The sequence below is a fragment of the Rhizobium sp. CF142 genome, assembly GCF_000281145.1.
GTDB lineage: Bacteria > Pseudomonadota > Alphaproteobacteria > Rhizobiales > Rhizobiaceae > Rhizobium.
This window is the reverse complement of sequence record NZ_AJWE01000040.1, coordinates 22,095-28,094: the sequence shown is the minus strand read 5'-3', so window position 1 is coordinate 28,094 and position 6,000 is coordinate 22,095. Positions and strand designations below refer to the sequence as shown.

Sequence of the window (6,000 nt, the reverse complement as noted above, 5' to 3'; positions counted from 1 at the left end):
GAACGGCGGCCGCCATGGCGCGCGGGTCTGCGAGGCGCACGCAGCCGTGGCTGAGCGCACGCATGTCACGCTTGAAGAAGCTCTTCGAGGGCGTGTCATGCATGTAGATGGCATGGCTGTTCGGGAACAGGATCTTCAGTTCACCCAGCGCATTGTCGCTGCTCGGCGGCTGGCGCACCGAAATGTTCTGCGTCGAACCGTACCAGTCGACGCTGGAGGACGGAACGGCATGGCCGCCGACTTCGACCTCGTAGCCCATCTGGTCCAGATAGTTCGGGTCGGAGCGCAGCTTCGGCAGCATTTCGTTGATGATGATCGACTGCGGCACGCCCCAGAACGGGTTGAACTCGACCGTTTCGATCTCGTCGTCGAAGAAATAGGTCTGGTTGTTCTTGCCGCCGACGACGGTGCGCATCGCCAGCTGCTGCTTGGAGTCGTTATAGTAATAGGCCATGAAGGCCGGCTGGTTGATCATCACATAGCGCGAGCCGAGATCCTCAGGCAGCCAGCGTGCCTGCTCCATGGCAACGACGAGTTTGTCGATCTTGGAGCCGTTGCTGTCGCCGCCGGTCATGGTGCGCACGGTCGCCTGGCCGATGACGCCATCGGGTTTCAGGCCATGTTCTTTCTGGAAGTCCTCGACCAGTGACACGATCTCGGGCGAATAGTCGCTGCTGCCGGTATAGGCTGAGAAGGTGGCCGCATGCGCGGTCTTCAGCTCTTCCGAACCATTCTTCTGGATCGCCTTGACGATGTTGGCGACTTCCGGCGAGCTGTCGCCCGGGCGCAGCAGGGACGTGAGCGAAATGATGATCGGCGCTTCATTGCCGCCGTCGGCGGCGCGCAGCTTCGCAAGCTCGGCCTTCAGCGCCAGGAACTGCGTGCTGTCGGGGTTGCGGCTGGAAAGATAGGCCGCGACGTCAGGGCTCATGCGGGAGAGCTTCAGCACCGGATCGAGCTTGACGACCTTGCGCTGGAAATCATGGTAGCCGGAGAGCTTGTTGGGATCGACGCGGCCGCGCGTCGTGTCCTGCACGTAGGCGAGAACCTTGGAGGAGAGCGCCAGTTCGAACTGCGTCAGCACCCGGTCGCGAACGTCAGGATCCGGATTGGCCGGATCGATGCTCGGCTCGGACACGGCGTAATCGGCCGGGTCGAGGCCGACACTTGCTGCATCGGCGAGCACGCTGAGGGCTGCCTTGCCGTGATCATTGACGCCCTCGCCGGACACCCAGATGAGCGGGTTCTTGCCGTCACCGTAATAGGCCTGCAGGGCCTTGGCGACATCGGCATTGGCGCGAACCTTGGCTTCCGTCAGGAAGTGGCGCTGCGGAGCACCGTCGGTCGTGGCCGTGCCGGAGACGTCGGCGACCGCGCCGGTGACGACAGGATCGGCAAACTTCGCGGTATCGACAAACAGCAAGGTTTCAGCCTTGTAGGTGTAGTAGCGCGGGCTGGAAACCTTCGGCATCGCGGCTTCCGGATCGATATCGCCGCCAAGGCCGTTACGATTGCCGGGATTGCCGCGCATCGGAGCCGAAGGATCCATGATGATCGTGCTCTGGCCGCTTCTTGCCCGGTCGCCGCGCAGCATGTCCATCAACGTATAGGCATGCGCAGGAACCGCGCCCATCACGCAGGAAAGTGCCAATGCGGAAACCGCGCTTTTCAAAACGAATTTCATCTTGTTTTCCAGTTCCAGTATCATGCTGTTGTCGAGCAAAAAGGCTCAGATCAATTCTTCCAGAATTCCCGGCAGCCGCGGCTCTTTCATCAGAAACCGGCCTGCGCCGCCAGCGTTTTCAGGCTCAACTTTGTGTGACGGGGTCGAACGCGAACGCCGCGCAGCAGTTCACACAAAATTATGAAATTATTAGTTAATTTTTTACCGAATTTTCTTGTCCGAGAAAGGGCGCTTTCTGTCGCTCCTTGCATTAATTTCCCGGCGTGGCCGAAAAAACACGCCGTAAGGCGCCCTCGATGGCGACGCAAAACATGAGATCCATTTTCAATATTTCGCATGGCGTCCGGTTTTCTTGGAAAGCGTTCCACCCTATAAGTCCCTCATCTCCAAAGACTGCCCTTAACAGCATGTGACAGGAAGGCACGAAGCCATGAGTTCCACCCGCACCGAAACCGATACATTTGGCCCGATCGAAGTCGCCAGCGACCGATATTGGGGCGCGCAGGCGCAGCGTTCTCTCGGTAATTTCAAGATCGGCTGGGAAAAGCAGCCGCTCTCGATCGTGCGTGCGCTCGGCATCGTCAAGCAGGCGGCGGCGCGTGCCAACATGGCGCTCGGCCAGCTCGATGCAGGCATCGGCAAATCTATCGTGGATGCCGCCCAGGAGGTGATAGACGGCAAGCTGAACGACCATTTCCCGCTGGTCGTCTGGCAGACCGGTTCCGGCACGCAGTCCAATATGAATGCCAATGAAGTGATCTCCAATCGTGCCATAGAAATGCTGGGCGGCGTCATGGGTTCCAAGAAGCCGGTCCACCCGAACGATCACGTTAATATGAGCCAGTCGTCGAACGACACCTACCCGACCGCCATGCACATCGCCTGCGCCGAACAGATCGCTCACCACCTGCTGCCTTCGCTGAAGCATCTGCATGCCGCGCTCGACATGAAGGTCACGGAATTCAGCCACATCATCAAGATCGGCCGCACCCATACGCAGGATGCGACGCCGCTGACGCTGGGCCAGGAATTTTCAGGCTACGCCGCGCAGGTGGGCTCGGCCATCAAGCGTATCGAAATGACCCTGCCCGGCCTCTGCGAACTCGCCCAGGGCGGCACCGCCGTCGGCACCGGTCTCAATGCGCCCGTCGGTTTTGCCGAAAAGGTCGCCGAAGAGATCGCCGTCATCACCGACATGCCTTTCGTGACCGCGCCGAACAAGTTCGAGGCCCTCGCCTCGCATGATTCGATGGTCTTCGCCCATGGCGCGATCAATGCGGCCGCCGCTGCCCTTTTCAAGATCGCCAATGACATCCGCCTTCTCGGCTCCGGCCCGCGCGCTGGCCTCGGCGAACTGGCGCTGCCTGAAAACGAGCCCGGCTCCTCGATCATGCCCGGCAAGGTGAACCCCACCCAGTGCGAGGCCCTGACGCAAGTCTGCATCCACGTCTTCGGCAACCATGCGGCTCTCACCTTCGCCGACAGCCAGGGCCATTTCGAGCTCAACGTCTACAATCCGATGATGGCTTACAACTTCCTGCAGTCGGTGCAGCTCCTCGGCGACGCCGCTCTCTCCTTCACCGACAATTGTGTCGTCGGCATCGAGGCCCGCGAAGACAATATTAAGGCCGGCCTCGAACGTTCGCTGATGCTGGTGACCGCCCTTGCGCCGAAGATCGGCTACGATGCGGCCGCCAAGATCGCCAAGACGGCGCATAAGAATGGTACGACGCTGAAGGAAGAGGCGCTGGCGAGCGGGCTGGTGACATCTGAGGAATATGACGCGATCGTGCGCGCGGAGACGATGATCAGCCCGAAGTAAACCCTTCTTCCATCATGCTCGGGCTTGTCCCGAGCATCTGCTGCCGGTCGATACGTAGCAGATCCTCGGGACAAGCCCGAGGATGACGTCGAGTAACGGGAAGCGTCTCAACAATCAAAGGCTGGCTCTGCCGGTCTTTTTTGTTTTTGAGGAAAGTGGAGCCCGCCCGGCCGCGGCATTTTCGCCACTAAACCCGCGCCCTCCCTAATTGCTTTTACCCTGCGCCAGATTTAGACCGGTTCCAAAATATCCCACCAGAAAGGTCACTTCGATGGCTGACGATCTCTTTCCCCTCGGCGCCGACACCACCCCTTACCGCAAGATCAGCAGCGACTATGTCTCGGTCGACAGCTTCAAGGGTCAGGAGATCCTGAGCGTCGACCCTGAGGGCATCCGCCTGCTCGCCGAAACGGCCTTCGCTGACATCAACCATCTCCTGCGCCCCGGCCATCTGAAGCAACTTGCCTCGATCCTCGACGATCCCGAAGCGACCGACAATGATCGTTTCGTCGCCTATGACCTCCTGAAGAATGCCAATATCGCCGCCGGCGGCGTGCTGCCCATGTGCCAGGATACCGGCACGGCAATCATCATGGGCAAGAAGGGCCGCCGCGTCTGGACCGAAGGCGGCGATACCGCTGCCCTTTCGAAGGGCGTGCTCGACGCCTATGAAAAGAAGAACCTGCGCTATTCGCAGCTCGCCCCCATCAAGATGTTCGAGGAAAAGAACACCAAGAACAATCTGCCGGCGCAGATCGATATCTATGAGGAAGGCACCGATAGCTACGACTTCCTCTTCGTCGCCAAGGGCGGCGGCTCGGCCAACAAGACCTTCCTCTTCCAGGGAACGCCCTCGCTCCTGTCGCATGACCGCATGCTGGACTTCCTCAAGGAGAAGATCCTCACGTTAGGTACGGCAGCCTGTCCCCCCTACCATCTGGCGATCGTCATCGGCGGTACCTCGGCCGAGATGAACCTGAAGACGGTCAAGCTCGCCTCCACCCGCTACCTCGATGAACTGCCGACCGAAGGCTCCGAAAACGGCCATGCCTTCCGCGACATCGAGATGGAAAAGGAAATCCACAAGCTGACGCAGAGCCTCGGTGTCGGCGCCCAGTTCGGCGGCAAGTATTTCTGTCATGACGTGCGCGTCATCCGCCTGCCCCGCCACGGTGCCTCGCTGCCGATCGGGCTCGGCGTTTCCTGTTCCGCCGACCGCCAAGCCAAGGGCAAGATCACCCGCGACGGCATCTTCATCGAGCAGCTGGAAACCGATCCGTCCAAGTACATGCCCGAGATCGACGAGGCCAAGCTTTCCGAATCCATGGTGCGTGTCGATCTCAACCAGCCGATGGCCGATATTCTCGCGGAGCTTTCAAAGCACCCGGTCAAGACGCGCCTGTCACTATCGGGTACGATCATCGTCGCCCGTGATCTAGCACATGCCAAGATCCGCGAACGGCTGGAAAAGGGCGAAGGCATGCCCGACTATATGAAGAACCACCCTGTCTACTATGCTGGCCCGGCCAAGACCCCTGCCGGCTATGCCTCCGGCTCCTTCGGCCCGACGACCGCTGGCCGCATGGATAGCTATGTCGACCAGTTCCAGTCCTTCGGCGGCTCGATGGTCATGCTCGCCAAAGGCAACCGCTCACGCGCCGTGCGCGAGGCCTGCAAGAAGCATCAGGGCTTCTATCTCGGTTCCATCGGCGGCCCGGCCGCCCGCCTGGCGCAAGACTGTATCCGCAAGGTCGATGTGCTGGAATATCCCGAACTCGGCATGGAAGCAGTCTGGAAGATCGAGGTGGAAGACTTCCCGGCCTTCATCGTCATCGACGACAAGGGCAATGACTTCTTCCAGGAGCTGAACCTCGGCTGAGACTTGAGCCTGCCGGCTATCGCACCGAAGCCGTCTCGGCCGGATCGATACTGGCCGCCGTCATGGGCTGAACTACAGGTCGTTCCATGGCGGCGATATCGGATGCACTGAGAATATCCTCCGCCTTCACGCTGGCGAGGATATCCGTGCTGAAGATGCCGTTGAAGAAGCCGGTCTGCTGTAAAAGAAAAGCACAGCCGGCAACGATGGCGAATGCGAGAATGGCGGGTGAGGTGTGGCGAGACGATTCCATGATCTCATGCCTTCAAGGGGAGACCGTGATCCGATCCCCAAAATCCGGTTTCTTGAGACAGAATCTGTCACTTCGCCCTGCCCGGCAGTAGACCAGACAAAAGATACCGACCGTCAACAAAACGAAAACAATCCCTAAAAAGACAAAACGATTGAACTTTTTTGGAGCACCTCGCGCATAAGAGGTGTCTCCGTTGCAGTCGAACTTACAAATATTTGAGAAAAATCATAGGGCTGATCGTAGTATTGATGCCCATCAAACTTATCGTATGTAATCTTTGGTATATGTCGCTTTAATCATTTCCCAAGAAATCTAAGATAACAAATAGAAGATTGCTTAAGAATTGGATGAGGAGTTGCCGG

Annotated in this window: 5 protein-coding genes; 2 read left to right on the top strand and 3 right to left on the bottom strand. The window is 59.1% G+C overall.

Annotation, left to right across the window (positions count from 1 at the left end):
* Both PMI11_RS11220 and PMI11_RS37285 read right to left on the bottom strand, forming a co-directional pair.
* Nucleotides 1-1,684 (bottom strand): L,D-transpeptidase family protein (locus PMI11_RS11220; RefSeq protein WP_037071146.1); only part of this gene is annotated, 1,684 nt, incomplete at its 3' end.
* Nucleotides 1,685-1,773: 89 nt separating this feature from the next.
* Entirely contained in the window at nucleotides 1,774-2,022 is a 249-nt protein-coding gene (locus tag PMI11_RS37285) for a hypothetical protein (RefSeq protein WP_157179621.1), read from the bottom strand.
* A 92-nt stretch (nucleotides 2,023-2,114) separates the two neighbouring features.
* Between PMI11_RS37285 and fumC the strand changes: the two genes are divergently transcribed.
* The gene (fumC, locus tag PMI11_RS11215) at nucleotides 2,115-3,506 is read left to right on the top strand and encodes a class II fumarate hydratase (RefSeq protein WP_007816772.1); all 1,392 of its coding nucleotides are present in this window, start codon (nucleotides 2,115-2,117) and stop codon (nucleotides 3,504-3,506) included.
* A 271-nt stretch (nucleotides 3,507-3,777) separates the two neighbouring features.
* On the top strand, nucleotides 3,778-5,385 hold the full coding sequence (locus tag PMI11_RS11210) for a fumarate hydratase (RefSeq protein WP_007816770.1): 1,608 nt from the start codon (nucleotides 3,778-3,780) through the stop codon (nucleotides 5,383-5,385).
* A gap of 16 nt (nucleotides 5,386-5,401) precedes the next feature.
* Here PMI11_RS11210 and PMI11_RS11205 read toward each other — a convergent pair whose 3' ends face one another.
* Nucleotides 5,402-5,638 carry a hypothetical protein gene (locus PMI11_RS11205; RefSeq protein WP_007816768.1) on the bottom strand — a complete coding sequence of 79 codons (237 nt, stop codon included), beginning with the start codon at nucleotides 5,636-5,638 and terminating at the stop codon, nucleotides 5,402-5,404.
* Nucleotides 5,639-6,000 lie beyond the last annotated feature (362 nt).